The following is a 24,000-nucleotide window of genomic DNA, read 5'->3' on the forward strand; positions in this document are numbered from 1 at the left end:
TATTGGCTTACTTGCAGATTATTGTGCCAACATCCTGGATACCGGTGCTGGCCTTGAGGGTAAATTGCAGATAGCAACGAGCCCCATTGTCAGCCCGAATTATTTTCAGCTTATTTTGTGGTTTAGCTTGTTCAATATAAGTAATACCGTCCCAGCCGACATAACTGACCGGTTTTGCCTCAGAGGTAAATACTGGGCTGCCCTTAGGCAAATCTTTACCTGATTCATCGGTGATACGGAGTGTTGCGGAGGTGATTTGTTCTAATGGGAAGTCGATTAAATAACCACTACGCTCGCTAATAGCCAAGCGCCGTTCAACTTCAGGCGTGGAAACATCTGCCGGTAAGCTCATTGGGTCAATCTGAAATTTTGCCTGATAATAAGATGTGACATTAGGAACTAATAAATAACCGTCATCGTTGGTTGTGCCTATCAGCTGATTTTCATAACTGACAGGGATCTGACCAAACCCATGAGTTGATATCAGTGCGAACGCATCATTAATGGTGTTACTGGCATAGACACCGTTATTCATTACCACCAGTGATCCGCTAACTTCACCCCAGCTTTGATAATCCCCCTGACTGCCATACACGCCAACCCGGCTCTCCAGTGCGCGCGTCCGCCAGATAAGGTCCGCCTGCTGATAGCTGCTATTTTCACCTGTACTATTGGCATAAGCTAGATTCCAGCCAAACCCGCCGTTAGTTGGGGTCGCTCGACTGTAATTTACGCGTTGGCTCCAGTTATTATTGGTATCGCGCACGCTACTGATACTGCCCGCACCCCATTCCCCCAGAGGAATGCTTAACACCATCTGTGCATTATAACCCTTGCTGCCTAATTCACGGTTGAGTGAAAAGTAAACACTGGTATTGTGCAATAGGGTGGTGGTGTAGCTGATATTAATCAGACGAGTTCGCTCACCTAGTGCATCACGGACGTCAAAGTAGCCTGAACCGATTGAACCATACGCACCTAACCCCAAGCTGCCGGTAATTTGGTCAGTACGCCGGCTGGGCCGGTATTCACTCTTATAATTTGCCAGGTCGCCATAGTTTGGGCTGCGGTTAATCCGTTGCGCGTTCAAGCTGAAAAAAGCGTTACTATAGCTGTAGCCAAGTGAATATTGATTGCCACGCCCGCCATAGCGCAGCGACGATGAGGATGCTGGAGTGCTGATATCTGTTTCGGTGGGCGCTATACCACTGCCTAAAACGTCGTCACTGGCGTTACTGAGAGTGTAAGAACTGTTCAGAACACCATAATTTCCGACCCGCAAACTGACCCCACTTCCCACCACATTCAGCTGTTTGGCGATATCGGCTCGTCCTTCCAGTGTCAGCCAGGGGGTGGTGCCATAACGTAGCACTCCGCTAGCAATAGGCTCACCATAGTCAGCGGATCGAATGCCATAGTTTTGGCGCAACATACCACTTGAAACGCTAAAATCCCATAAGCCGGGTTTGAGCAAATCGCTGGCTACATAGAAGGGGATTGAGGTGCTGACCTGACGGCCTAATGCATCGGTGGTGACAACAGTGGCTTGCCCTGCGCCATTGATTCTCGGCCCATTATCAATCACAAAAGGGCCGGGGTTAACGGATGCCGATTGCGTTCTAAAGTTATCAATATAAAGATCAACTGTACTGGGAATGGCCGCCTGACCAGCAAACTGCGGCAGTGGGTAAGTCACTAAGTCCGGACGAATAGCAAAGTTACGTGATACTTGAAGGCCGCCCACCCGCACTGAGCTACTCCATGCCAAAGAGCCGGTTATCAGGTCGCCCGCACTGTAGCTCAGTAAGTGATTCTCATCATTTAATCGCCACTGAGTATCGTAGCGGACATACCCTTTTTCTACCGTAATGTTATCGGTGTCCGTCAGGTTAGTGCGATAAATTCCGGTGTTACTGATCACGCCAAAATGGTCAAACAGGCGCTGTTCTGTCCAAGCTGAAGCATTGCTGGGTTGGCCGCTGCTATTTCCCTGACTGGCATAGATATCGTAGTTAAACAGTAGACCGAGACTGCTTTGCGCCAGATTATAATCCTCTGTTGCCGCAGTATTCACTCGCTGCTGAGGTAGCCATTCGCTCGGAACGTCAATGAGTAATCGCTGGTTGTCACCTTGATAGGTGACATGAACTTTATCCATGATATCAATAGCTACTTCGGGTGCGTTTAGTGCAGGCGTGGGGAAACCAACAGCTTTTAACTGTTCAGGTGCCAAATAATAGTGGCCATCGCGATAAATTACCGGTACGGCTTCGCCAAAGTTACGGCCATTAACCACCAGTTCAAGGTATAAGGTGGTGTCAGGCATCACCGCAGCAGATGGCGGAGGTGGCAAATCATCCCCCCTTACCGTTAGTGGTATGAATACAGGAGATATCATTGATGCATACATCAATGTCAAAAATGGCGACAGCCTGAATTTGATAATCATCCCAAACCCTAACGTATTAACCGTTATCCCGTTTATCAATGCCATAGCGGCGCATCAATCAATAAAGACTCTTCATATGAATCGTCTATTGATGGGGAATAACGATTGGTTTTGTATGACTATTGACCAATGCCGTTAATTGTCCGCTATTAGTAGATACAGGAACTTGAAAGCGCATTTCATTACCCGGCAGAACATAGCCCATCAACCCACTATTGAGACTTGTATTCTGTAAGTTGACTCGAGAGATTCGGGCATGGGTTTTCCCTTGATTCCGAATAGCCAGCCATGTTTTGCCGCTATCCTGCACCAGTTTGTAGCTGAGACTTAGCGGGAAGAATGTGGCTGGATTATTGGCATCTTCAGATTTCAATCCATCACCATAGATGAATAATGGGACGGAATAGCGCATCTGAAACTTCAGTCCCATATTTAAAGAAGGAGTGGGGGCATCTTCATTGGGATCTTTACGCGGGATCTCGTCAATCAACACTCTGAATGCTTGTTCCTGACCTGCTGGCACTTGCGTATTTTTAATCAGCCGAATCAACTGACGTTTGCCCGGTAAAATAGTGGCAACTGGCGGGCTGGCGATGACCACAGATTGATTGCTGTAATCTTCCTGCCCGGATTTTTGCTGCCATCCTAAAACCCGAATTTGCATATAAACGGGCTGACTGTCTTTATTTTCCAGCCACAGTGCAGTGGCTTTCTCATGACTATTTATTACCGGATCGATGGGCCAAATAAGTACCGAGGAGGCGGCATAAAGTGGGCTGCTGGCAAATGCCGTAGCAAATAAAACCAACGAAGCAAGTGATTTTAATTTAATCATGGCGAACTCCTTGTCGGTAAAATACACACAAAAATAAAGAATAATTTAATAAGTGACGGTCACTAATAGCGTATCGGTGTAATTCCCCGCAGTAGGGAATGAGCTACTGGCAAACAATTGCGCATATAAAACGATCTGTTGTAACGTGCTATTCGCCGTAATGGTCTGCGCAGAACCGCCGTTACTGCCATTACCCCAAATAACACTGCGAGCGCTATCTTGAAATATTTGATAAAACAGATATTCACCGGTTGCGCTATTGAGTAATCGCCTGCCGGAGGCAATATTCCCAGTGGTATTTACGCCACCATTTAACGCCAGAGTGATGCCTGGCGTACCACTGCATTGAATAATGATCGAACCGGCGTTTTGACTGGAGACGATATTGATGGCTGTTGATAGCGAAGAGACATTACCAAAATTCAGCGCGCCAAAGCTGCTGCTATCGGTATTCCCACTGCCTAAAATGCAGCCCGGCAATATGGTTGCATTAACGGTAAAGGCGCGATTTAGCGTTTCCCCATAACTGCTTGCCATGGGCAAGCCCAGCAGGCTAAAGACCAGTAATGTAATCAAGGTGGGATAGAAACCGTTAGGCGTCATCTTACTTCCCCTACCAATTGACCGTGACTTGAATAGTATCGGTATAAACGCCTACCGAGGGTGTGCTTTGTATCGGAATCAGCCCATAGACAGGGAGGATTACGGGCTGTCCACTGGCAACTTGAGAAATCCCGACGGTATTGTCCCAAATATGGCTATGCGCGGAGTCTGTATATAGGTTGTAATTGACATGCTGATTTGTCGGCCCTCCGACTAAATAGCGACTGCTGACACTCCCGCTTTGCCCGGCACTGAGTAATACGGTAAAGCTGGTGTTTTTGCTGCATTGCACGGAAATTGCCCCACTATTGGCTTGGCCGATAACGCTTATCGGGCGGCTCAGCACAGTGACTGAGCCAAAATTCAAGGTACCAAAGGTGGTCGCCCCCGCCGCCGCCGTACCTGCAATACAGGTAGGTAATAACGTCGCATTAATCGTGATATTGGCGGTTTTTGAAACGGCATAAACCGGATAAGTTCGCAGTAATAACAGTGAGAAAATGAACCATAACAGCGCTGTTTTATCGATATTTATCCGTGAGTTATATGACGTATCATCCAGAATCATACCTGTTACCAACTGACCGTCACGTTGACGGTATCGGAATAGGTACTAACACTGGGTGTTGCCTGCGTAGGAACTTCACCATAAATAGTGAGCGGGATAGCGGTACTAATCGCGGCCGCCGTGCCAGTAAGCTGATCAGAGCCTGTCGATCCCCAAGCCTGGGAATAGCTGCTGTCTTTATATAAATTATAATTTACAAATTCTGTCGTCCCTCCCGCCAGGCGGCGCTGGGCAAGCGAAGCATGTGCTCCATTATCTATTCCGATACTGTAAACAGTATCCTTGCTGCAATATAAACTCAGTGCACCATTGGCAGTACTACTGTACGCCTGCCTGATTCGGGTATTTAAGGTCGAGACGGTACCGAAGCTTATGGTGCCTAAATTGGTTATCCCACCGGCGTTCGTCCCGTCGTTGATATAACATCCTGTAATAATGGTTAATGTCGCGCCGAGCGTTCCGGCTACTGAACCTGCACTTGCAATTGGCGGGGCGGATTGTAATAAAACCATTGCACCTAGAATAAGTAAGGGTTGCTTCATTATTTCTTCCTTAATCATAAAATTTGCAGCCAGACAATCTAGAATCGAGTTGCGCTAATAACGTAGCGAAACTGATGTTTTCGATACTAATCATTAAAAAATCTAGATAATTAATTAATAGCATCAAGATGCGGAAAGTGTTCAACATTAATCAAAAAATTACTCATCCATCTCATATCTATCATTTATTGCGTTTTTTTCTTGAAAAATGACAGAGCTCGTTTAATCCCTACATTCAAGATGAATTGATGTTTTTAGTTCTAATTCTTAATGTGAATCCTTTCAGCAGAGTCATAAACTCTCCATGTTATAGGGAGGGGGAAATATTTATTTATTAGATTTGTTTCTCAAGTGGATTACAGAAATTCCTAACGCTATCGTGGCTAATAGTGCTGCAACGCCGTAAGTTAATTGCATTCCGTGGATAATATCCGTCGTGGCTGCCAATTGAATATTTTGAGCGGTCGATGCGAAGGCAAAAATAGCCCCCATAACCGATGCGCCAGTGATAAGGCCAAGATTGCGTGATAGGTTAAGCATGCCGGAAACGACACCCCGTTGATCGGCACTCACAGATTGAATCATTAGTGTATTGTTAGCCGTCTGGAAAATGGCATAACCTGCAGTAATCAGACAAACTGGGGCGACATAGCCAGGCACACCCCAAGCTGTGGGGATTATCGCCAATATCGTGGCCCCGAAAGTAAGACCTGCCAATCCGCTAGTGACCATTATTTCAGCACCTAGCTTATCCACGGCATAGCCCGCCGGAATACCCCCTAGCGCCGCGACTATCGGGCCAGCAGACATCGCTAAGCCAACCCATGGTGCTGACAAACCCAGCGCACGTGAAAGATAAAATGGCCCCACAATCAATGTCGTCATCATGATGGTAGTGACCAATATGCTCATGATTAAACTTCCGCGCAGTACTGAATGGCGTAACATGGCGGTTTGAATTAAGGGGTATTTCGCTCTTTTTTCTGCCCGACTAAATAGCACGACACCGATGGCTGCTCCTGCTAATAACGCTAAATTACGTGCATCGAATCTGCCATGTCCCCATGTCATCGATAGCGCATACAGTGCAAGAGTTAGTCCTAACAGCAGCATTCCGATCGGGTCAAAACCAGATTGTGATTTAGTGAATGAAGTCTGATTACAAGGCAAGTAACGCGATATCAGGAGTAGGGCCAAGAGTCCCAAAGGGATATTAATTAAAAATATGGCAGGCCAGCCAAACCCGGCAATGAGCATGCCGCCGAGGGAGGGGCCAAGTGCGGTACCGATGGCAGAGACTGTGCCGAGCATACCCATAACGCGCCCGGTTTTCTCTCGACTAACCGTTTCACCTACTAAGGCCAATGTTAGTGTCATCATGGCGGCGGCACCTAACCCTTGTAAGACTCGGGCAGCAATCAGTGTCCCGATCGTCGGTGCCAAAGTACAGCCCACCGATGCGACGGTGAATAATCCAATCCCAACTTTTAGCAACAGGCGCTTGTCAATGATATCGCCCATGCGCCCAATACTGATGGCTGATGTGGTTATCGCCAACAAATAGGCTAATACCATCCATTGCGCATCCTGAAATGAAGCATTTAAAGCCTGCGTTAATGTGGGTAACCCTACATTGGCAATGCTGGTGGCTAATGACGAAAGCAGCATCGGCAGGGAGAGGCTGAGCACTGTTTTTCGCAGGTTGGTATCTTCGACGCTGAGTGAATTTATGTTGCGGGTATTGGCTTTCATGTGGGGATAGCTCCAAATAAGACTTAGTCAGAGGCTATTCCATTACATGACCAGGCGGAAGACGCACTGAGTGCAGTTAATTGCTGCATTCAACGCTATGTCATCACGGATTGTGCTAGAGTCACAGAATGACAAAACCTGATCTCAATTTACTCCTCACACTCAATGTTCTGCTGGCAGAAGGCAGTGTGGTGCGAGCCGCCCAGCGATTGGGGCTAAGTCCATCGGCAATGAGCCGTGCGCTGGCGAGATTACGCCAAACCACCGGTGATCCTTTATTGGTTAGGGCGGGGCGGGTATTGGTTCCCACGCCAAGGGCCCCAAAACTAGAAGTGTGGTATCGCCGTTCCCCAGTTGCGCCAGTCTTTAGGCTCTTGCGGGTTAAGCAGGAAGTGTTGATTCACACTGGCTTTCGGCGCCAGTGGTGTAGTTGGTGGGGTGGCGAAAGCAATGCCACCGCGAATAAACTGCTGGAAGGTACCACTTTTCACCACTCCGCCGGTCAGGCCAAATTCAAGGTTATAGCCTGATGCCAGCCAGAAAACGCTATTTTGCCGTACTAATTGCTGGTATTTCTGACTGATGCGCAGGGAAACCTGTACCCGATCAGACATCGCTCCTAGATTAAATCCAGTCACAGTCCCCACTTCCAGCCCACGGAATAGAACCGGTGTCCCCACCTGCAATGAGCCAGCCTCAGCGGTATCGAGGATAATGCTCAGACCATCCAGATAGCGAGAATCCGTAATGGTGGCGGTTTGCAGCTCAAAAGTGCGTAATGTGCCACCTTTACCTGGCTCTACATTAATGTAAGGCTGGAATAGGGTATCCAGATTATTAACCCCGGCGGCAGAGATTTCCGGCGAAACAATCGAGAAACGGGTACCAGCGCGAGCAAAACTCTGTACATATTCGGGGTAAAGCACTGCTTTGGCGAGCACTTCATTGCGCTCTGGGGCCAGTTTCAGCGATTCAACCTGACCGATATTGATACCCAGATAACGAATTGGCATGCCGGCGGCAAGTTTACTGGCATCAAAGGTCCGCAAGATAATCTGGCTGCCGACCGCGCGCGCCGCAGTTTCGTTAGCATAAAGTGTACGTTTTACGCCTTTATCCAGCGTAACGCCCTCAAGATTATCGAAGCTGATTGCGCCTTTTAATGCGCGATTCAGCGGAGAGGCTTGCACAGTCAGGCCGCTCCCGTTCAATTGTACTTTTGCCCCACCTTCGGCCCAGAAGATACTCTTATCAGTGAGTAGCTTGCGATATTCCGACTGAATATAAACATCCACTTCGAACTCGTTAGCTTTCGGCCGGACCTGAGTAATTTCACCCACCTGGAATTTGCGATACAACACCACTGAACCGGTCTGCACATCAGGCAGGCTGGTGGCAGTTAAGGTGAGGGTAGTGGCTGGACTATTACCTAAAATGCCGTCGATCGCTTTATCTACGCTACTGTACAGTGGATACTTACCGAGTGGATCACCTTTACTGCCCGGCAGAATCAGAATACCGCCATCAATCCATTCCTGAGCACTGGCACCTTGGACATCGATGCCATCGATACCGAGTTTTACATCAATACGGCTGTTGACCACAAACTTGCTATCTTTATGTACTAAATCACGATATTTGGCTTCAATTGCTGCGGTAAAACTGACGCCATTGGCTGACAGTTCGCGCGTTAATATCTGACCAATTTTAATGCCATGTAATGAAATGGGCTGGCCCACGTCAATGCCGTAGCTTTCCGGCGCAGTTAATTGCAATTCGAGAACATTAGGTTGCTGCAACAAGCTTTTACTGCTGGGCAGCACGGTAAAACGCTGTTGCGGTTCACCCTCGCCAGGAATGAGTTCTAATGTATTTCCAGTTAAAAGCTCACTCAGTTTGGTATCACTGAGGCTGATGCGCGGACTGTTCATTTCAATGCGCGTACCAGTCCGCATTAAATCGACTACGGACGGATCAATAGTCAGTTCGCCGGTTACTTTCCCCTCTGGCTGGAGTGTCATTTTAGTCAGGGTACCAACTTGTAACCCCTGATAAATCAGTGGGGTACGCCCCTCACTCAAGCTATTGCCGCTAGGTAAATCCAGAGTGATGGCGACACCACGCTGGCTGTGTGCCAAATCAGGATAAAGCTGGAAAGGCTGGTCGGGCTTGGCGTTCTGGCTATTGGGCGGGGAGTCAAAAGCGATGGCTCCATTGACCAACGCGGCCAGACTTTCCATTTGTACGGACGCGCCATTGAGACTGAAATCACCTTTAAAACCCGATACGTTCCAGAAACGAGTGTCATTTTTGACCAACTTGGCAAAGCGCCGGTCAATCAGCACATCAATGACTACACCGTTATTATCAGGTGCAATATTGTAATCGTAGACTTTTCCTACCGGAATCTTACGGTAATACACCAGTGAGCCGTTATTTAGCGAACCCAGGTCAGGCGCATGGAGATGCACCATCAGTTCACCGGTATTGAGGCGAAATTTAGGTTGGGTATCCAGCGCGGTGAAGTGGCTTTGCGGTTTCCCTTCACCGGGCATCATGCCGATATAGTTACCGCCGACCAAGGCATCCAGTCCAGAAACCCCGGCCAATGATGCTTTAGGCGTCACCAACCAAAATTGAGTTCCTTCACGCAACGAGTCTTCCATGTCATTTTTGATGCTGGCGGTAACTTTAATATTACGCAGATCATCATCCAGGCTGATGGATTGCACCATTCCGACTTCGACACCTTGGTAGCGAATAGGCGTACGCCCCGCGACAATCCCTGCCGCAGACTGGAAATCGATAGTGACTTCCGTGCCACGTTCTTGCCAGTTGTTATAAACCAGCCATCCCGCAATCAGCAGGGCAATAAAAGGCAGCAACCAGAAAGGTGATATCCGGCGTTTATGTTTAATCTGTGCCTCAGTCGGTGTACTCGGCGTTTCCTGTTGCATGTGCATCCCAAATCAATCGGCTATCAAGCCATTCAACAGCAAGGATAGTCAAAATGACCGCAGACCCAAAATAGAAGGCTGCTGGCCCCATAGTAAAGGAAAGGAGCTGATCGCGATTAATCAGCGACATCATTAGTGCAATAACAAAGAGATCTAACATTGACCAGCGGCCAATCCAGGTCATTAGGCGCAGCAACCGCATTCGAGTTTTCAAGCTGTGCTGTGTCTTTAGATGAATACTCATCAGTAATGTTATTAAGACAATAATTTTGGTAAAAGGCACCAGCACACTGGCGATAAACACCACGGCGGCTATCGGCAGATTACCAGATGAAGCAAGAGAAACCACACCGGAGAAAATAGTATCCTCCATACGCGTGCCGTTGGCATAAACAATTGATATCGGCAATAGATTGGCGGGCAGCAGCAACACGATAGAAGCAATTAACGCCGCCCAAGTTTTTTGGATGCTGTGACGGCGGCGATGGCGTAAAGGGATGTGACAACGTGGGCAGCGGCCAAGGGCATCAGGGTGCCCGGTATAATGACAGGATAAACAGACGCGCAGCGTTTCTCTGGGGCCGGGGGGCTGCTCTTGCGGGTAAAAACGCTCCCACAGTTGTTCCAGATTTAGATGCACCAGCGCCAGAATACTGAGTAATGTCAACGTCAGATAGGCTATTAATCCGGTTCCGGCCATTACATCAGCGTATTCTTTGACTTTAATACAGGCCACCGCCATGCCGATAAGATAGATATCCAGCATCACCCATTCTTTCAGTCGCTCAAGCATCAATAAGATTGGCCGCAGATTCATACCAATTCTGCTGCCAATTCGTAGATAGAGTATTGACACTGTCAGGGTAATCGGCGCACCCAAAATACAAAATGCCACCATACTGGCGGTGATAGGGTGGCCCTGACGGCTCATTTGCCAGATCCCTTCCAGCAAACTGGCATCAATTCGGGTGCCGAGCAGACGGATGGTAATCAGCGGTTCGGTAAACGCAAATGGCATCAGTAATAGCATAGCGACAGCAATGGCGGTCAGACGGGTCAGTGACCAATCTCGCCCACTGGCAATTTTTGCGCTGCAACGCGGGCAATAGGCGGTTTGCGTGCCATTGAGTGGAGGCAAAGTAAACAGCGCATCACATTCACAGCATCGCTGAATCCGGGAGGTGGACAGTGGGCGCTGAATGGCATGTATTTTCATCTATTGAGCACCCTGATACCGATGTCGGCCTGTAAATAGTAAACAGTAAATAATAGTGCGGATGGTAGCAGAGCAATCACTCAAAACAAGGGGCAAAAAGGGTCAAACCCACGATGTCGGCAACTCTTTTGTGGGTAAGCGTCGAATAACCTTGTAGCAACGCGCAATTAATGATTATTTTATATAAGCTACGCGCAATAATTGCCTCTGGCTATTCTTAGGTTTCTAACGGTCATTACATGAAAAAAGTAGAATTCTACGCGGAATTAAAACGTGACTTGAGTGCCCTGATTGCAGGTGAAACTAATTTCATCGCCACATTGGCTAACGCCAGCGCTTTAATTTATGAGCGCCTTGACGGTTTAAATTGGGCGGGTTTTTATTTGCTCGATGGCAATCAATTGGTGTTAGGGCCTTTCCAGGGAAAAATCGCCTGTGTGCGTATTCCTGTCGGGAAAGGGGTATGTGGAACTGCGGTGGCAGAAAATCGCGTTCAGCGGGTCGGTGATGTTCATGCATTCCCCGGTCATATCGCTTGTGATGCCGCCAGTAATGCTGAAATTGTGCTGCCAATCACAGTTCAGGGAAAAGTTATCGGCGTTTTGGATATCGACAGCATTGTTTATGATCGCTTTGATAAAGACGACGAATTAGGCTTAAACTCAGTCTTGGCGGGGCTTTGCGAGCATCTTGAACTTTGTGATAGCGCAAAATATGTCACACAAGCTGCAAGTTGATATACGGATAACGTGGCAATTGCTGATGGCGTCATTATAATGACGCCTGTTCATGCCTGCGCTGGTTGGCAAACCCGTTGTAATCAGGAAATTTCATGGAAAATCAACCTAAGTTGAACAGTAGTAAAGAAGTCATAGCCTTTTTGGCTGAGCGGTTCCCGCTTTGTTTCACCGCCGAAGGCGAAGCACGTCCACTGAAGATCGGAATTTTTCAAGATCTGGTCGAACGTGTTCAAGGGGAAGAGAATTTAAGCAAAACGCAATTGCGTTCTGCGCTGCGTCTCTACACCTCAAGCTGGCGTTATCTTTATGGGGTCAAAGTCGGTGCTGAGCGTGTTGATTTGGACGGCAACCCTTGTGGTGTGCTGGAAGAGCAACATGTAGAACATGCCCGTAAACAGCTGGAAGAGGCGAAAGCCCGTGTTCAAGCACAACGTGCTGAACAACAAGCTAAAAAGCGCGAAGCTGCCATTGCTGCGGGTGAAACCCCAGAGCCACGTCGCCCACGTCCGGCAGGTAAAAAACCTGCGCCGCGTCGTGAAGCGGGTGCTGCTGTGGAAAACCGCAAGCCTCGTCAGTCACCTCGCCCTCAGCAGGCTAATCAAAAACAATCTCGGCCACCTCGTCCACAGGCCGAGGAAAACCAGCCACGCCCTGTGCCGGTCACAGATATCTCTAAACTGCAAATTGGTCAAGAAATCAAAGTCAGAGCAGGCAAGAGCGCGATGGACGCAACCGTATTAGAAATCGCTAAAGATGGCGTACGGGTGCAGCTATCTTCCGGTCTGGCGATGATTGTGCGCGCAGAACACTTGCAGTTCTGATACGGAGGCCAACCTAGGCATGAACAAATTTGTCAGACTAACAGCAATCGCAGGCTTGTTACTGGCGGGGGCAAGTTACGCGGCTGATACAACGTATCGCATCGGTCAACTTCCTCAATTACACCAGGAACCAGAGCACGCAACCGTGAGTGAGCGCGTAACATCGCGCTTCACTCGCTCTCACTATCGCCAATTTGCATTGGATGATCAGTTTTCCGCCAAAATATTTGATCGCTATCTCAACATGCTGGATTACAGCCATAACGTGTTGTTGGCATCAGATGTGGCAAAGTTCGCGGATAAAAAACATTCGCTGGACGATGAATTAAAATCCGGCCAATTAGATACGCCGTATGCGTTATTCAATTTGGCGCAGAAACGCCGTTTTGAGCGCTATCAATATGCGCTGTCAGTGTTGGACCGGCCAATGGATTTCACCGGTAATGACACCATTGACATTGATCGCAGCAAAGCGCCTTGGCCGACTAGCGAAGCAGAGCTGAACAAGCTTTGGGACGCAAAAGTTAAATACGATCAGCTCAATTTGAAGTTAACCGGTAAAACGGACAAAGAAATCAAAGAGACGCTGACGAAGCGCTATCAGGCTGCAATCAAGCGTTTGACGCAAAGTAATAGCGAAGACGTCTTCCAGCTGATTATGAATGCGTTTGCTCACGAAATTGACCCCCATACTAACTACCTGTCCCCACGTAATACCGAGCAGTTCAATACCGAAATGAGTTTGTCTCTGGAAGGTATCGGTGCCGTTCTGCAAATGGATGATGATTACACATTAATCAACTCCATGGTTCCGGGTGGCCCAGCAGCGAAAAGTAAAACTATCGCGGTGGGTGATCGGGTGATCGGCGTTGGTCAAACCGGCAAACCGATGGTGGATGTTATCGGCTGGCGTCTTGACGATGTGGTCGCGCTGATTAAAGGGCCGAAGGGCAGTAAAGTGCGCTTAGAAATTTTACCAGCCGGTAAAGGGACGAAACCTCGCACCGTGACGTTGACGCGTGAGCGTATTCGTCTGGAAGATCGCGCGGTGAAAATGTCGGTGAAAACCATCGGCAAAGAACGTGTCGGTGTGCTGGATGTTCCTGGCTTCTACGTTGGCCTGACAGAAGACGTCAAGGTACAGTTGCAGAAACTGGAAAAACAGAATGTCAGCAGTATTATCATTGACTTACGTAGCAATGGTGGTGGGGCGCTGACTGAAGCTGTTTCTTTATCTGGTTTGTTTATTCCAAGTGGCCCAGTGGTTCAGGTGCGGGATAATAACGGTAAAGTACGCGAAGACAGTGATACAGACGGTGTGGTGTATTACAAAGGCCCGCTGGTGGTATTAGTTGACCGCTACAGTGCCTCTGCATCCGAGATTTTTGCTGCGGCGATGCAAGATTATAGCCGAGCCTTAATTGTCGGTGAGCCTACCTTCGGTAAAGGGACTGTACAGCAGTACCGTTCTTTGAATCGTATCTATGATCAGATGTTGCGCCCTGAATGGCCGGCATTGGGTTCACTGCAATACACTATCCAGAAATTCTATCGGGTAGATGGTGGCAGTACTCAGCGTAAAGGGGTTACTCCAGATATTGTGATGCCGACTGGTGTCGATCCGGCAGAAACCGGTGAAAGTTTTGAAGATAACGCCTTGCCTTGGGACAGCATCAATGCTGCCAGTTATGCCAAAGTGGGCGATTTGAAACCGCTGGAGCCTGAGTTACGCAAAACACATGACGCTCGTATCGCCGCTGATCCTGAATTCCAACATATTCAGCAAGATATTGATCGTTATAAGGCGCTGAAAGATAAGAAGAACATTGTCTCTCTTAATTACGCTCAGCGTGAAAAAGAGAACCATGATGATGATGCTACACGTTTGAATCGCTTAAATGAGCGTTTTAAACGTGAAGGTAAGAAGCCACTGAAGTCATTAGAAGATTTGCCAAAAGACTATCAAGAGCCGGACCCTTATCTGGATGAAACCGTGCATATTGCATTGGATTTAGCTCATAAAGAAAAAGCGCAACCACAGGTTGAATCTCAACCAGCAGCGACTGCTGCGACAGCAACAGCCGCAAAATAATCTGCGGACCTATACATAATCCGGGTTCTTAGAGCCCGGATTTTTTTTACTTTTTTTCTGTGCCACTTCAGATGAATTGACGAAAAAATAGCTCAATATGTAATAAAAAGTATCCAAATTTGTAAAGTTATGTTGATTTCCTCTCTTAGAACTTAACAAGCCTTGAAAATTTATCAGATGCCCATACGATCAGCATATCTCGGTAGTTATTTGGCTAGGTCATCATGTCAATTTTGGCTTAATACGGTGTCGATTTAATACGGTCGTCAATTAACAGAATAAGGAAATAAATTTTTATGATGCGTATCGCTCTATTCCTACTCACCAACCTGGCTGTCATGTTGGTGTTCGGGTTGGTGCTTAGCCTGACAGGTATTCAGTCCAGCAGTGTGCAGGGGCTGATGATTATGGCCGGTCTGTTTGGTTTTGGCGGCGCATTTGTTTCGTTGCTGATGTCCAAATGGATGGCTCTTCGTTCTGTGGGCGGCGAAGTTATTGAACAACCCCGTAATGAAACTGAGCGCTGGTTATTGGAAACAGTACGTCGTCAGTCTCAGCAGGCAGGCATTGCCATGCCGCAAGTGGCTATTTATCAGGCTCCGGATATAAACGCTTTCGCGACCGGTGCCCGTCGCGATGCTTCATTGGTCGCTGTTAGTACCGGTTTGTTGCAGAACATGAGCCGTGATGAAGCTGAGGCCGTTATTGCCCATGAAATTAGCCATGTGGCGAATGGTGATATGGTTACCATGACTTTGATTCAAGGTATCGTGAATACCTTCGTTATCTTCATTTCACGTTTGATTGCGCAGGTTGCCGCTGGCTTCTTGTCGGGTGATCGTGATAATGAAGGGAGCAGTTCAGGTAACCCAATGGTTTACTTTGCGGTTTCAATGGTATTGGAGCTGGTGTTCGGTATTCTCGCGAGCATTATTAACATGTGGTTCTCGCGTCATCGTGAATTCCATGCCGACGCCGGTTCAGCAAGATTAGTTGGGCGTGAGAAGATGATTGCTGCATTGCAGCGGCTGAAAACCAGCTATGAACCCCAGGAAGCCGGTAGCATGATGGCTTTCTGCATTAACGGTAAATCTAAATCATTCAGCGAGCTGTTTATGTCTCACCCGCCGCTGGACAAGCGTATTGAAGCTTTGCGTTCTGGTGAATACCTGAAGTAATCGGTATTGATATAAAATAAAAAACCCCGCTAAATGGCGGGGTTTTGCTTTGTGCTAGGTCTTCTTTAGATAACCTAACCGCGTTTTTGGCTTACCCGCAGTAAACTGACCAGCGCCGCGATGCTGGCGAAACATCCCGCAAGTATCAGTGATGCATGCGTTCCATTGGTGGCAAACAGATTGAACATCAAGGCAACCAATGCCGCGCCTGATGTCTGCCCCAACAGGCGCGCGGTGCCCAACATGCCACTGGCCCCGCCGCTGCGATGTTGGGGCGCGGCAGAGATAATGGTGTGGTTATTGGGCGCTTGAAATAGGCCGAAACCGGCACCACACAGCACCATACGCCAGATAATATCTAAATCAGTGGGGTTGGCAGGTAATATGGCTAACAGGAATAACCCACTCGCAAACACCGCTAAACCAATCCCTCCGAGTAACCCTGCATGGTAGCGTTCAACCAATCTGCCCGCGATGGGAGCGACCACCATGGTAGCAAGAGGCCACGGGGTTAATAGCAAGCCGGTGGCTACTTCATCACGACCCAAAACGGTTTGAAGGAAAAAGGGCAGTGAAACCATTGCCAGCATCTGGGCGGCTGTTATGAGTCAGTAAGAATGAGAAACGGAAACTAGGGAATTTCCGAAAACAAACGGGAACAAATTGGTCTTGATTTGGATAGTTAGTTATGGGATTACTCGGGAATTAGAGAGATAAGGAGTTCGACAAATGGCAGGCCGAAAGTCATTCATTACTAACTTAACTGACGAGCATATTTTTGCACTGCATACGCGCATCAGAAACGCCAGATACGGCGAACATGATGATATGGTCGATTGGCTGAAATCGCTAGGCTATGCCGTTTCTCGCTCAGCAATGGCGCGGTACTCCGGTGAACTTAAGAGGCGGGATGGTTATGAGGGAACCGCTGGTTCCTTCACCTTGCATTCCGCTATCAATGATGCGCCTGACTATGACATGAATCTTGCCAACTTATACAAAGAGTTAGGCGAAATTGAGTATAGGAAGGTGGGGGTATTAGAACGAATTCGGGAAATCGTGGATTCTAAAATTTCCACCATACCTCGATAAATCGTAAATACTCGAAATGAGAAAAAACTTCCTGCATTGGCTTTTGAACCACGTACTTTGATAAAGCGAGGGAACGCGCTAACCACCGTTTAAATCATTTTTAAATAGCCTTTACACAACGGGGCAATGAAGCCCCTCAACCCGCTTGCTTGTCACTTGGCTTGTGACCAGATGCTGACGAGTGTGCCCTCTCTATGTCGGCTAAAAGTTCAAGGCGTTCTTGGTCTGTCATTGAGTCGTACCTCAGAGCCATCACCATAGCATTGTGAGATATGCCGGTTTTCTCAGGAAGGTCATCAGGCCAAGGAAATTGTGACGACACTGGCTTACCGGTAGATTGAATCGATGCTAGTAATACACCAATACCTTGCCTGTAAACCTTATCAATTATAGCCTCTCGCTCATTGGGTGTCATTCTACTGAGAAACGCTAGCCATGCTTGCTGCTGGGCCTCAGTTACTGTTTGTGACTCATCCAGGGGGCATTCGTTGAGCTGTGAAGGCATACTATTGTCGGTTGTATCTCCACCATTTGCTAACCATTCAATAGATACTTCGCATTTTTCAGCAAGGGTGGCCAGTCTGTCTAATGATGGATATGTCTTTCCTGATAAATAGGCCCGTATGACTGCCTCTGACATACCACATCTTTTAGCAAGACTATTACCTGACTCCTTTCCCATTGCCTCCCTCAATCTATCTTTAAAATGAGCTATTCCATTGCGTGTAAAAACACGAGGCATGTTTTTCTCAGAAGTATCATGCTTTTCTTTGTGTTCCCCAGTCATAGGTGCCTCATTATTTGAAATATGCATTCGCATAAAAACACGCATATATATTGACTTCGTGTTTTTATGCGATATATTTATATGCATACCGATAAGCGCTAGAGATTATCGGCACAGATAAACCCATAAGGATCACACAATGCAGACAAACAGACAAGACTGGCATCGCGCAGATATCCGCGCTGCATTAGAAAAGAGTGGTACTAACCTACGAACCCTCTCTGTTGCGGCAGGTCTGTCCAAAGATACTTTACGTAATGCCCTTGTACGCCCTTGGCCAAAAGGTGAGCGTCTGATTGCTCACGCAATTGGTGTCAATCCTGAAACCATTTGGCCTAGTCGCTATATGAAATTGAAAGAAGTGGCTGATATCCAAACCATTTAACACTGCTTGAATAAATCAACAGAACAGCCTTATTTTTGGAGTGTGAATAATGGATATTTGGGTTACAGCACAAGAGTGCATAGGGTTGCCGAACATGCCAACCGCCCCATTTAACATATCTAACCGGTTGAAAAAAAATGCAACGGTAGAAACCATGCGCAAGCGTGAAGGCACTAAAGCCTATGAGTTTCACATTAATTGCCTGCCCCCCGTCGCCCGCGCCTCGGTCTTGAAAACCCAGGGTACGGTTGAAATCAACAACCAATATTTTGACATTATCAAACGCCCGTCCGATGCCTATTGCCGCGAGTCATTGTGGCAACACTGGAATAACGCCAGCAATAAACAGCGTGAAAAAGCAAAAGAGAAATGCGAGGCCGTCATGGCTGTAGCCGGATTGATTGATTCCAGTATTGATACGTTGACGGCATTTGACTCGGTGGGCGAAGCCTTAAAAGTGTCCCCGGCCAATGTTCGCCGTTGGTATTACCTCGCCAAACCATTTGATCGCACTGACTGGCTGGCGGCTCTGGTGAGCAAACACGGTCAGAACTTGACCGCCCGTAAAATGAAAGAGGCTGAATGTTCCCCTAAGGCTTGGGATTTCTTTCTTGCCGATTTCCTGCGTCCGGCGCAACCGGCATTACGCACCTGTTACGCCCGGCTGGAAGAAGCTGCCACCGCCCATAACTGGACAATACCGAGTCTGTCCTCGTTGCGACGCAAGCTGGAACGTGAAGTTCCTACCGAGCAAGTCGTTTTGTTACGCGAGGGGGAACATGCCCTGATGAACCTTTATCCCGCTCAGGAACGCAGCGTGTTGGAACTTGATGCGATGGAGTGGATCAACGGTGATGGTTACCAGCATAACGTGTTCGTTCGTTGGTTTAACGGGGAAGTTATCCGGCCTAAAACGTGGGTCTGGCAGGATATTCGTACCCGTAAGATTTTGGGCTACCGCACCGATGTGTCAGAAAACAGTGATTCTATTCGTCTGGCGTTGGCCGATGTGGTTGAGCAATACGGCATACCCAAACATATCACCATCGATAACACCCGCGCAGCAGCCAACAAGTGGATGACCGGTGGTGTGCCAAACCGTTACCGCTTCAAAGTTAAAGAGGATGACCCGAAGGGCATTATTCCTTTGTTGGGTATCAAACTGCACTGGACAAGTGTGCTATTCGGTCAGGGGCACGGTCAGGCTAAGCCGATTGAACGCGCATTCTCACATGGTGGGTTGGGGGAAGTGGTTGATAAACACCCCTTACTTGAGGGCGCGTATACCGGTGCCAACCCTATGGCCAAGCCGGATAATTACGGTGAACGGGTGGTGGATGCCGAAGTCTTTTTAAAAGCGCTGGCCGAAGGGATCGCCTTCTGGAATCGCCGTCCTAAGCGCGATACCGAGGTATGTCGGGGTATCCTCTCCTTTGATGCCGCCTTTGAGCAAAGCTATCAGGAAAGCACCGTGCGCAAAGCTACCGCAGAGCAACGGCACTTGTTACTGCTGCCATCTGAGGCGGTCACGGTTAATGATGGCACCTTTGTGTTGAAGGCTGGCGGGAAGTTGCAGGGCCGTGAGAATCGCTACTACAACGAACAGTTACTGGGTATCAAGCCCAATAAGATTGTGGTGCGGTTTGACCCGGCACAATTACACGCCAGTGTGCTGTGTTACACCCTTGATGGGCGCTTCATCTGTGAGGCCACTTGTATTCAGAAGGCCGGGTTCGGTGACACGCAAGCCGCCCGTGAGCATCACAGAAATAGAACTCGATTTGTTAAACGTACTAAAGAGGCAACAGCAGCGCAGAGCCGCATGACCGCGCTGGAAGTTGCGGAACTGATGCCAGATACCTTGCCACCGGAACCGCCTGAAAGCCGAGTGGTTGAAATCTATCGCCCTGCGGGTAATACCGTGCGGCGTGAACTGGTCGAGGAACAGTCTGAGACGGACTATGACTATGCCTTTGAAAATGCGGTTGCTCAATTACATGAGCAATCACAGAAAAACAGCCTGTAGGAGAATAATTATCATGAGTAACGTAATGGATTTAGCCCATGCCCAAACCGCAATGGCTGACGTTCGCGCCGAGATACGCGGGATAGTTGAGCGCGATGATGTGACCTATAGCACTATCGCCCGTGAAAGTGCCATTTCAGGCACAGCGCTGTCGCAGTTTATGAGTGAAAGTTACCGGGGTGACAACAGTAAAATCGCCGGACAACTCTCTATCTGGCTGGAAAATCGCAGCCGCCGCGCGAATGAAATGCCGGAAGCCCCTGATTTTGTGCAAACCAAAACGGCACGGCAGATATGGAGTGCGCTGCAATATGCGCAGTTGGCACAATGCATCGCCGTTATCTACGGCAGTCCCGGTGTGGGTAAAACGCGCGCATTGCAGCAGTTTGTTTCCGAGCGCCCGAATGTGTGGTTAATCACTGTTTCCCCCTCCCGCGCCAGTCTTAGCGAAGCGCTCTATGAGTTAGCCTTAGAGCTGGGTGTCGGTGATGCTCCACGCCGGGCTGGCCAACTGGGCCGCGCAGTTCGCAGAAAATTACGCGGGACTAATGGCCTGCTAATTATCGATGAGGCCGACCATCTTGATTATCCCGTGTTGGAGGAGTTGCGCATTTTGCAGGAAGAAACCGGCATCGGCCTGGCACTGGTCGGCAACCATCAGGTGTATGCCAAGCTAACTGGCGGTAGTTCACGCAGCGTGGATTTTGCCCGTCTGTTTAGCCGTATCGCCAAGAAAGTTGCCATCCTGAAAACCAAACGGGATGACATCACTGCTATTTCCGATGCCTGGGGCCTGACGGGTAAAGCCGAACGCGCGTTAATCCTGACCTTATCCGAGCGCCCCGGCGCATTGCGTACCGTCTCCCATACGCTCCGCCTGGCAGCGATGTTTGCCAAAGGCAGTAACGAAACCCTGACTGAAAAGCACATCCGTGCGGCCGTCAAAGACCTAGAAGGGGTACATGCATGAAACGTAAAGCAACGCAGTTAGTCAATGCGGTGGGTTGGCTCGAACGCCGCAATGTTGAAATCAAGCGGGTCAACGCTGAACGGGCCAGACCCATGCTGGAGATTGTCGCCCCGTGTCCAGACTTAGTTCGCCGTTCTAAAGAAATTATTGAAACCAGTAATGGCCATGTACGTAAAGCGTATACCGCGATGGTACAGGGATGCATTATTCATTGGCGTGCGGAGGTTCATTATGTCCATTAAACAACCAATTAAGGTCATGACACTCACGGTTGAAATCTTTATGAGTGAGGCCGGTGCAAGGTCAGAAATTAAATGTCAGGGAGAGCAGGCAGCAAGCGACTTTATTAATACCTATGTGGATGAGTTCAGCAAGTTCCATCCACAGGCACTGGATAAGGTTATTGATGCGATGGCAGATAAAAACGTTACCGAAGTTAGTCTTCATCCTAACCAAGAACCCGCAATTGTTCATTGAGGCCATCATTATGGAAAATAAAAAAATACTACCTGAAGGTTATATGCTAGACCGCAAATCGCGTCTGGTTCCCATTAGTCAGGTGTCTGATTTTGATCTTGAAATGGATGCCTTTGTCCGTGCACAGGTTGCCGAAGCCATTGAAGAAAGCGCCCGTATCAGAGCATTCAAGTCAAAATCATTTGATGAGTGTTACGCCTGGCTGGACTTGGTGGCGGAGAAGTACGGTAAGACTCGTGGTGGCCTGAAGGGTAATGTCACTTTTGCCAGCTATGATGGCAGCGAACAAATCCGTATTGCCGTGCAGGACTCACTCACCTTTGGCCCTGAGTTACAGATAGCCAAAGAACTGATAGATGAATGCATTAGCGAATGGTCTGTAGGTGCCAATGAAAACTTACGAGCCATTATTCTGGATGCCTTTGCCGTGGATAAGGAGGGGCAACTCAGCAAGAGCCGCATATTGTCGTTGCGCCGTATAAAAATTGATGACCCGCGCTGGCATCAGGCAATGGAAGCCATATCAGAATCTTTACAGGTAGCTGTCTCAAAAACCTATATCAACTTTCGTAGGAAAGACGCAGACGGCAAGTTGGTCAACATTCCTATTGATATTGCGGCGGTGTAAATATGAACGCTAAAGAGTTTAATAAAAAACATCCTGTTGGCAGCAGCTTTATTTATCAGCCGAATAAGATATTACGGGGCGGTAAAGCAGTCAGAACGGTTGCGCTAGCGGGTGACTTTAATCAGGGAGTTATTGTTGAAATAAACCTTGAACCTTGGTTTGCCAATATTACGGCATTAACACCCGCAGGCTAATTTAACACTTTAATTAAATCACTTTAAATATGGCGTAAACCCGTCAGGGCTGGCTTACGCCTAAATCGAGGGAAGACTATGAATAAGCCTCAATTAATACGGCTGATCCATATAGCCAAAAGCCAGTTAAAACTCGATGACGAGACCTATCGTCTCTTGTTGGTCAATGCCGCCAACGGCAAAACAAGCTGCTCTGCGATGTCTCATCAAGAGCTGCAAGATGTATATTCCGAATTCCAACAACGGGGATTTAAACGCCGCTTTAAGAAGCCTGTAACACGAGTTAAACCGGACTCAAAAGGCCGTTCAAGAGTGGAGGAAATACCCAAAGTTCGTGCCATTTGGAACACCATGTTCCTGCATGGTTTTGTGAGTAGCGATGATGAGTTGGCACTGAATGCCTATGTTAAGCGCATGACCTCAAAGCTCAATAAAGGCGTAGGGGTTGATGAGGTGGGTTGGCTTGATGGTTGGCTGGCGTTCCGGGTGCTGGAGTGCATCAAACAATGGCACATCCGGCTAATGCTCAAATCTATGGTAACCCGCCGTAAGGCTCTACCGATTAACCCTATGACCGGTGATGAGTCGCGTGATTACCCCGTTATTGCTAATGCATACGAGGCCAGCCTATGACGTCAGCCTATTCTTTTGTTAAGCAAAGACAGCAAATGAACGCTGGGCTTGGTAATATTCTCAACGGTCTGGCGTGGTTGGAGAGTCAAAGATAGGAGAGTTAGCATGAGAGTTATACTACTGTTTTCCCTGTTCTTGTCATTTGTATCCAATGCAAGTACAAAAGATATTGTTATGGATTATTTGAGAATACATGCGGCGTACCGGATTGATGCCGCTGATTGGTATAAAAAAGGTGATACATGGATAACCGAGTCAACAGAAAAAAGTGAATATTTAAAAGTGGCAATAACTGGAGACAAAGTTGCGGTTTATTCAAAATTTCCTACTCCTATAAGTGATATGCATCTTTCGGGATGTGCAACCATTTACAGTCAACTGGTTCCCGACGCCGCGTATTGGGATGAAAATACCAATGCTAATACTAAAGCGATAGATACACTTTGGACTGATAAAATTTGGTCAGAAGAGTATGAAGATAAAGAGACTATTATTGATGGTTGGAAGATATCAATCATCAAAAAACCAGTCGAAATATCATGTGTAATTGAACCGGCTTTCGGTAAGAGGTAAGCATGAACCTTGAGCTTTTCGACCACGACCATGCCAATTTAGGTGCATTGCTAGACCGAATGGATGACATCCCACTAGGTGAACTACACGCGCGTTGGCCTCAACTGCTGGCTGACCTAATCGACCTCTTTGGTGTTGAGTTACAGCGTCAGGGCTACGATGAAATAGCATCCCGTTTGACTGCCAGTAAACTGGCTGGAGCATTGGCACATTACTTTGGGGGGCGTGCTGTCTATCTTCCCACTGGAGAGGCACTTAAAGCCGCTTTGCGTGATAATAAACTGTTTAACGAGTGGAGCAGTTCAAAGGGAAACATTGACGGTCTTGCTCGAAAATATGCCCTTACTAACTCGACGGTTTATGCTATTTTGCGGCAGCAACTCGCTTTACATCGCAAGCGCTACCAGCCAGAGTTATTCGACTGATACCAACCCGCTTCGGCGGGTTTTGTTTGACCCGTCACAAACCCACCCAACTCCCCC

Annotated in this window: 24 protein-coding genes and 2 pseudogenes; 16 read left to right on the top strand and 10 right to left on the bottom strand. The window is 48.1% G+C overall.

The genetic code is table 11. The features are described from left to right. Nucleotides 1-7: 7 nt before the first annotated feature. The 6 genes from ACF3VQ_RS09175 to ACF3VQ_RS09200 all read right to left on the bottom strand — a co-directional run bounded on the left by ACF3VQ_RS09175 (nt 8) and on the right by ACF3VQ_RS09200 (nt 6,749). Nucleotides 8-2,449: a fimbria/pilus outer membrane usher protein gene (locus tag ACF3VQ_RS09175; protein ID WP_392435507.1), complete on the bottom strand. Its 2,442-nt coding sequence runs from the start codon at nt 2,447-2,449 to the stop codon at nt 8-10. Between the two features lie 85 nt (nt 2,450-2,534). Continuing rightward, nucleotides 2,535-3,284, bottom strand: coding sequence for a molecular chaperone (locus ACF3VQ_RS09180; RefSeq protein WP_392434886.1), 750 nt, complete (start codon nt 3,282-3,284; stop codon nt 2,535-2,537). Between the two features lie 45 nt (nt 3,285-3,329). Next, nucleotides 3,330-3,887: a spore coat U domain-containing protein gene (locus ACF3VQ_RS09185; RefSeq protein WP_392434887.1), complete on the bottom strand. Its 558-nt coding sequence runs from the start codon at nt 3,885-3,887 to the stop codon at nt 3,330-3,332. Nucleotides 3,888-3,897: 10 nt separating this feature from the next. Next, nucleotides 3,898-4,455, bottom strand: coding sequence for a spore coat U domain-containing protein (locus tag ACF3VQ_RS09190; RefSeq protein WP_392434889.1), 558 nt, complete (start codon nt 4,453-4,455; stop codon nt 3,898-3,900). Between the two features lie 5 nt (nt 4,456-4,460). Then, nucleotides 4,461-4,997 carry a spore coat U domain-containing protein gene (locus ACF3VQ_RS09195; protein WP_392434891.1) on the bottom strand — a complete coding sequence of 179 codons (537 nt, stop codon included), beginning with the start codon at nt 4,995-4,997 and terminating at the stop codon, nt 4,461-4,463. 327 nt (nt 4,998-5,324) lie between these two features. Beyond that, complete coding sequence (locus ACF3VQ_RS09200; protein WP_392434892.1) at nt 5,325-6,749, bottom strand: MFS transporter; 1,425 nt, start codon at nt 6,747-6,749, stop codon at nt 5,325-5,327. Nucleotides 6,750-6,877: 128 nt separating this feature from the next. Here ACF3VQ_RS09200 and ACF3VQ_RS09205 point away from each other — a divergent pair. Then, a pseudogene (locus tag ACF3VQ_RS09205) lies at nt 6,878-7,078 on the top strand (LysR family transcriptional regulator); the annotation flags it as partial. Here ACF3VQ_RS09205 and ACF3VQ_RS09210 read toward each other — a convergent pair. Further along, on the bottom strand, nt 7,076-9,706 hold the full coding sequence (locus tag ACF3VQ_RS09210) for an MlaD family protein (RefSeq protein WP_392434894.1): 2,631 nt from the start codon (nt 9,704-9,706) through the stop codon (nt 7,076-7,078). The pseudogene ACF3VQ_RS09205 and the gene ACF3VQ_RS09210 sit on opposite strands and share 3 nt — an antisense overlap. After that, nucleotides 9,675-10,922: a membrane integrity lipid transport subunit YebS gene (yebS, locus tag ACF3VQ_RS09215; protein WP_392434896.1), complete on the bottom strand. Its 1,248-nt coding sequence runs from the start codon at nt 10,920-10,922 to the stop codon at nt 9,675-9,677. Before yebS ends, ACF3VQ_RS09210 begins: the two co-directional genes overlap by 32 nt. Before the next feature lie 239 nt (nt 10,923-11,161). On the opposite strand from yebS, the gene ACF3VQ_RS09220 reads away from it, so the two are divergent. The 4 genes from ACF3VQ_RS09220 (at nt 11,162) to htpX (ending at nt 15,753) form a co-directional block, all read left to right on the top strand. Continuing rightward, the gene (locus ACF3VQ_RS09220) at nt 11,162-11,659 is read left to right on the top strand and encodes a GAF domain-containing protein (RefSeq protein ID WP_392434898.1); all 498 of its coding nucleotides are present in this window, start codon (nt 11,162-11,164) and stop codon (nt 11,657-11,659) included. 95 nt (nt 11,660-11,754) lie between these two features. Further along, nucleotides 11,755-12,483, top strand: a complete 729-nt coding sequence (gene proQ, locus ACF3VQ_RS09225; protein ID WP_392434900.1) for an RNA chaperone ProQ — start codon at nt 11,755-11,757, stop codon at nt 12,481-12,483. Nucleotides 12,484-12,502: 19 nt separating this feature from the next. After that, nucleotides 12,503-14,575 (top strand): carboxy terminal-processing peptidase, encoded by a 2,073-nt coding sequence (gene prc, locus ACF3VQ_RS09230; RefSeq protein ID WP_392434901.1) that lies wholly within the window; start codon nt 12,503-12,505, stop codon nt 14,573-14,575. Between the two features lie 296 nt (nt 14,576-14,871). Continuing rightward, entirely contained in the window at nt 14,872-15,753 is an 882-nt protein-coding gene (gene htpX, locus ACF3VQ_RS09235; protein WP_392434903.1) for a protease HtpX, read from the top strand. Between the two features lie 74 nt (nt 15,754-15,827). Here htpX and ACF3VQ_RS09240 read toward each other — a convergent pair. Next, nucleotides 15,828-16,352: pseudogene (locus ACF3VQ_RS09240) on the bottom strand (MFS transporter); the annotation flags it as partial. A gap of 130 nt (nt 16,353-16,482) precedes the next feature. Here ACF3VQ_RS09240 and ACF3VQ_RS09245 point away from each other — a divergent pair. Next, the gene (locus tag ACF3VQ_RS09245) at nt 16,483-16,845 is read left to right on the top strand and encodes a hypothetical protein (protein ID WP_392434905.1); all 363 of its coding nucleotides are present in this window, start codon (nt 16,483-16,485) and stop codon (nt 16,843-16,845) included. Nucleotides 16,846-16,981: 136 nt separating this feature from the next. Here the strand turns inward: ACF3VQ_RS09245 and ACF3VQ_RS09250 are convergent, their stop codons facing one another. Further along, nucleotides 16,982-17,632 (bottom strand): helix-turn-helix domain-containing protein, encoded by a 651-nt coding sequence (locus ACF3VQ_RS09250; protein ID WP_392434907.1) that lies wholly within the window; start codon nt 17,630-17,632, stop codon nt 16,982-16,984. Nucleotides 17,633-17,771: 139 nt separating this feature from the next. On the opposite strand from ACF3VQ_RS09250, the gene ACF3VQ_RS09255 reads away from it, so the two are divergent. The 10 genes from ACF3VQ_RS09255 (at nt 17,772) to ACF3VQ_RS09300 (ending at nt 23,943) form a co-directional block, all read left to right on the top strand. After that, the gene (locus ACF3VQ_RS09255; RefSeq protein ID WP_392434909.1) at nt 17,772-18,017 is read left to right on the top strand and encodes a transcriptional regulator; all 246 of its coding nucleotides are present in this window, start codon (nt 17,772-17,774) and stop codon (nt 18,015-18,017) included. Between the two features lie 49 nt (nt 18,018-18,066). Then, nucleotides 18,067-20,043: a transposase domain-containing protein gene (locus ACF3VQ_RS09260; RefSeq protein ID WP_392434911.1), complete on the top strand. Its 1,977-nt coding sequence runs from the start codon at nt 18,067-18,069 to the stop codon at nt 20,041-20,043. 13 nt (nt 20,044-20,056) lie between these two features. Next, nucleotides 20,057-21,013 carry an AAA family ATPase gene (locus ACF3VQ_RS09265; protein WP_392434913.1) on the top strand — a complete coding sequence of 319 codons (957 nt, stop codon included), beginning with the start codon at nt 20,057-20,059 and terminating at the stop codon, nt 21,011-21,013. Continuing rightward, the gene (locus tag ACF3VQ_RS09270) at nt 21,010-21,255 is read left to right on the top strand and encodes a hypothetical protein (RefSeq protein ID WP_128823396.1); all 246 of its coding nucleotides are present in this window, start codon (nt 21,010-21,012) and stop codon (nt 21,253-21,255) included. Before ACF3VQ_RS09265 ends, ACF3VQ_RS09270 begins: the two co-directional genes overlap by 4 nt. Beyond that, nucleotides 21,245-21,490, top strand: coding sequence for a hypothetical protein (locus tag ACF3VQ_RS09275; protein ID WP_392434915.1), 246 nt, complete (start codon nt 21,245-21,247; stop codon nt 21,488-21,490). The genes ACF3VQ_RS09270 and ACF3VQ_RS09275 overlap by 11 nt, the downstream gene beginning before the upstream one ends. Before the next feature lie 10 nt (nt 21,491-21,500). After that, nucleotides 21,501-22,118: a DUF3164 family protein gene (locus ACF3VQ_RS09280; protein ID WP_392434917.1), complete on the top strand. Its 618-nt coding sequence runs from the start codon at nt 21,501-21,503 to the stop codon at nt 22,116-22,118. 2 nt (nt 22,119-22,120) lie between these two features. Then, nucleotides 22,121-22,312 carry a hypothetical protein gene (locus ACF3VQ_RS09285; RefSeq protein WP_392434919.1) on the top strand — a complete coding sequence of 64 codons (192 nt, stop codon included), beginning with the start codon at nt 22,121-22,123 and terminating at the stop codon, nt 22,310-22,312. Between the two features lie 78 nt (nt 22,313-22,390). Continuing rightward, nucleotides 22,391-22,945, top strand: coding sequence for a gp16 family protein (locus tag ACF3VQ_RS09290; RefSeq protein ID WP_392434921.1), 555 nt, complete (start codon nt 22,391-22,393; stop codon nt 22,943-22,945). Between the two features lie 105 nt (nt 22,946-23,050). After that, a complete protein-coding gene (locus tag ACF3VQ_RS09295) occupies nt 23,051-23,518 on the top strand; it encodes a hypothetical protein (RefSeq protein WP_392434923.1) in 468 nt (155 codons plus the stop codon). A gap of 2 nt (nt 23,519-23,520) precedes the next feature. Then, nucleotides 23,521-23,943 carry a Mor transcription activator family protein gene (locus ACF3VQ_RS09300; RefSeq protein ID WP_392434925.1) on the top strand — a complete coding sequence of 141 codons (423 nt, stop codon included), beginning with the start codon at nt 23,521-23,523 and terminating at the stop codon, nt 23,941-23,943. The last annotated feature ends 57 nt before the right edge of the window (nt 23,944-24,000 follow it).

The organism is Yersinia fenwicki, from assembly GCF_043099325.1.
Lineage (GTDB): Bacteria > Pseudomonadota > Gammaproteobacteria > Enterobacterales > Enterobacteriaceae > Yersinia.

Coding starts and splice junctions, on each gene's coding strand:
- ACF3VQ_RS09175 (WP_392435507.1), bottom strand. CDS start 2,449: ATGATTATCAAATTCAGGCTGTCGCCATTTTTGACATTGATGTATGCA.
- ACF3VQ_RS09180 (WP_392434886.1), bottom strand. CDS start 3,284: ATGATTAAATTAAAATCACTTGCTTCGTTGGTTTTATTTGCTACGGCA.
- ACF3VQ_RS09185 (WP_392434887.1), bottom strand. CDS start 3,887: ATGACGCCTAACGGTTTCTATCCCACCTTGATTACATTACTGGTCTTT.
- ACF3VQ_RS09190 (WP_392434889.1), bottom strand. CDS start 4,455: ATGATTCTGGATGATACGTCATATAACTCACGGATAAATATCGATAAA.
- ACF3VQ_RS09195 (WP_392434891.1), bottom strand. CDS start 4,997: ATGAAGCAACCCTTACTTATTCTAGGTGCAATGGTTTTATTACAATCC.
- ACF3VQ_RS09200 (WP_392434892.1), bottom strand. CDS start 6,749: ATGAAAGCCAATACCCGCAACATAAATTCACTCAGCGTCGAAGATACC.
- ACF3VQ_RS09210 (WP_392434894.1), bottom strand. CDS start 9,706: ATGCAACAGGAAACGCCGAGTACACCGACTGAGGCACAGATTAAACAT.
- yebS (WP_392434896.1), bottom strand. CDS start 10,922: ATGAAAATACATGCCATTCAGCGCCCACTGTCCACCTCCCGGATTCAG.
- ACF3VQ_RS09220 (WP_392434898.1), top strand. CDS start 11,162: ATGAAAAAAGTAGAATTCTACGCGGAATTAAAACGTGACTTGAGTGCC.
- proQ (WP_392434900.1), top strand. CDS start 11,755: ATGGAAAATCAACCTAAGTTGAACAGTAGTAAAGAAGTCATAGCCTTT.
- prc (WP_392434901.1), top strand. CDS start 12,503: ATGAACAAATTTGTCAGACTAACAGCAATCGCAGGCTTGTTACTGGCG.
- htpX (WP_392434903.1), top strand. CDS start 14,872: ATGATGCGTATCGCTCTATTCCTACTCACCAACCTGGCTGTCATGTTG.
- ACF3VQ_RS09245 (WP_392434905.1), top strand. CDS start 16,483: ATGGCAGGCCGAAAGTCATTCATTACTAACTTAACTGACGAGCATATT.
- ACF3VQ_RS09250 (WP_392434907.1), bottom strand. CDS start 17,632: ATGACTGGGGAACACAAAGAAAAGCATGATACTTCTGAGAAAAACATG.
- ACF3VQ_RS09255 (WP_392434909.1), top strand. CDS start 17,772: ATGCAGACAAACAGACAAGACTGGCATCGCGCAGATATCCGCGCTGCA.
- ACF3VQ_RS09260 (WP_392434911.1), top strand. CDS start 18,067: ATGGATATTTGGGTTACAGCACAAGAGTGCATAGGGTTGCCGAACATG.
- ACF3VQ_RS09265 (WP_392434913.1), top strand. CDS start 20,057: ATGAGTAACGTAATGGATTTAGCCCATGCCCAAACCGCAATGGCTGAC.
- ACF3VQ_RS09270 (WP_128823396.1), top strand. CDS start 21,010: ATGAAACGTAAAGCAACGCAGTTAGTCAATGCGGTGGGTTGGCTCGAA.
- ACF3VQ_RS09275 (WP_392434915.1), top strand. CDS start 21,245: ATGTCCATTAAACAACCAATTAAGGTCATGACACTCACGGTTGAAATC.
- ACF3VQ_RS09280 (WP_392434917.1), top strand. CDS start 21,501: ATGGAAAATAAAAAAATACTACCTGAAGGTTATATGCTAGACCGCAAA.
- ACF3VQ_RS09285 (WP_392434919.1), top strand. CDS start 22,121: ATGAACGCTAAAGAGTTTAATAAAAAACATCCTGTTGGCAGCAGCTTT.
- ACF3VQ_RS09290 (WP_392434921.1), top strand. CDS start 22,391: ATGAATAAGCCTCAATTAATACGGCTGATCCATATAGCCAAAAGCCAG.
- ACF3VQ_RS09295 (WP_392434923.1), top strand. CDS start 23,051: ATGAGAGTTATACTACTGTTTTCCCTGTTCTTGTCATTTGTATCCAAT.
- ACF3VQ_RS09300 (WP_392434925.1), top strand. CDS start 23,521: ATGAACCTTGAGCTTTTCGACCACGACCATGCCAATTTAGGTGCATTG.